Consider the following 1,864-nt stretch of genomic DNA (forward strand, 5'->3'; position numbering starts at 1 on the left):
ACGGGTCTACGTTAGAACACCAGCCATTAAAGGGTGGTATTTCAAGGTTGGCTCCACGCAGACTGGCGTCCACGCTTCAAAGCCTCCCACCTATCCTACACATCAAGGACCAGTGTTCAGTGTCAAGCTATAGTAAAGGTTCACGGGGTCTTTCCGTCTTGCCGCGGGTACACTGCATCTTCACAGCGATTTCAATTTCACTGAGTCTCGGGTGGAGACAGCCTGGCCATCATTACGCCATTCGTGCAGGTCGGAACTTACCCGACAAGGAATTTCGCTACCTTAGGACCGTTATAGTTACGGCCGCCGTTTACCGGGGCTTCGATCAAGAGCTTCGCGTTGCCGCTAACCCCATCAATTAACCTTCCGGCACCGGGCAGGCGTCACACCGTATACGTCCACTTTCGTGTTTGCACAGTGCTGTGTTTTTAATAAACAGTTGCAGCCAGCTGGTATCTTCGACTGATTTCAGCTCCGTGAGCAAGTCACTTCACCTACGCATCAGCGTGCCTTCTCCCGAAGTTACGGCACCATTTTGCCTAGTTCCTTCACCCGAGTTCTCTCAAGCGCCTTGGTATTCTCTACCTGACCACCTGTGTCGGTTTGGGGTACGATTTGATGTTACCTGATGCTTAGAGGCTTTTCCTGGAAGCAGGGCATTTGTTGCTTCAGCACCGTAGTGCCTCGTCATCACACCTCAGCGTTATACAGAGTTCCGGATTTACCTAAAACTCCCGCCTACATGCTTAAACCGGGACAACCGTCGCCCGGCCAACATAGCCTTCTCCGTCCCCCCTTCGCAGTAACACCGAGTACAGGAATATTAACCTGTTTCCCATCGACTACGCCTTTCGGCCTCGCCTTAGGGGTCGACTCACCCTGCCCCGATTAACGTTGGACAGGAACCCTTGGTCTTCCGGCGAGCGGGTTTTTCACCCGCTTTATCGTTACTTATGTCAGCATTCGCACTTCTGATACCTCCAGCAACCCTCACAGGCCACCTTCAACGGCTTACAGAACGCTCCCCTACCCAACAACACATAGTGTCGCTGCCGCAGCTTCGGTGCATGGTTTAGCCCCGTTACATCTTCCGCGCAGGCCGACTCGACCAGTGAGCTATTACGCTTTCTTTAAATGATGGCTGCTTCTAAGCCAACATCCTGGCTGTCTGTGCCTTCCCACATCGTTTCCCACTTAACCATGACTTTGGGACCTTAGCTGGCGGTCTGGGTTGTTTCCCTCTTCACGACGGACGTTAGCACCCGCCGTGTGTCTCCCGTGATAACATTCTTCGGTATTCGTAGTTTGCATCGGGTTGGTAAGCCGGGATGGCCCCCTAGCCGAAACAGTGCTCTACCCCCGAAGATGAATTCACGAGGCGCTACCTAAATAGCTTTCGGGGAGAACCAGCTATCTCCCGGTTTGATTGGCCTTTCACCCCCAGCCACAAGTCATCCGCTAATTTTTCAACATTAGTCGGTTCGGTCCTCCAGTTAGTGTTACCCAACCTTCAACCTGCCCATGGCTAGATCACCGGGTTTCGGGTCTATACCCTGCAACTTAACGCCCAGTTAAGACTCGGTTTCCCTGCGGCTCCCCTATACGGTTAACCTTGCTACAGAATATAAGTCGCTGACCCATTATACAAAAGGTACGCAGTCACCCTGATAAATCAAGGCTCCCACTGCTTGTACGTACACGGTTTCAGGTTCTGTTTCACTCCCCTCGCCGGGGTTCTTTTCGCCTTTCCCTCACGGTACTGGTTCACTATCGGTCAGTCAGGAGTATTTAGCCTTGGAGGATGGTCCCCCCATATTCAGACAGGATACCACGTGTCCCGCCCTACTCTTCGAGTTCACAACAT

The 1,864-nt window shown here is 52.6% G+C and carries 1 rRNA gene; it reads right to left on the bottom strand.

Annotation, left to right across the window (positions count from 1 at the left end):
* Nucleotides 1–1,864 (bottom strand): 23S ribosomal RNA (locus M8014_RS00160); the annotation flags it as partial.

Source organism: Silvania hatchlandensis, assembly GCF_025564065.1.
GTDB lineage: Bacteria > Pseudomonadota > Gammaproteobacteria > Enterobacterales > Enterobacteriaceae > Enterobacter > Enterobacter hatchlandensis.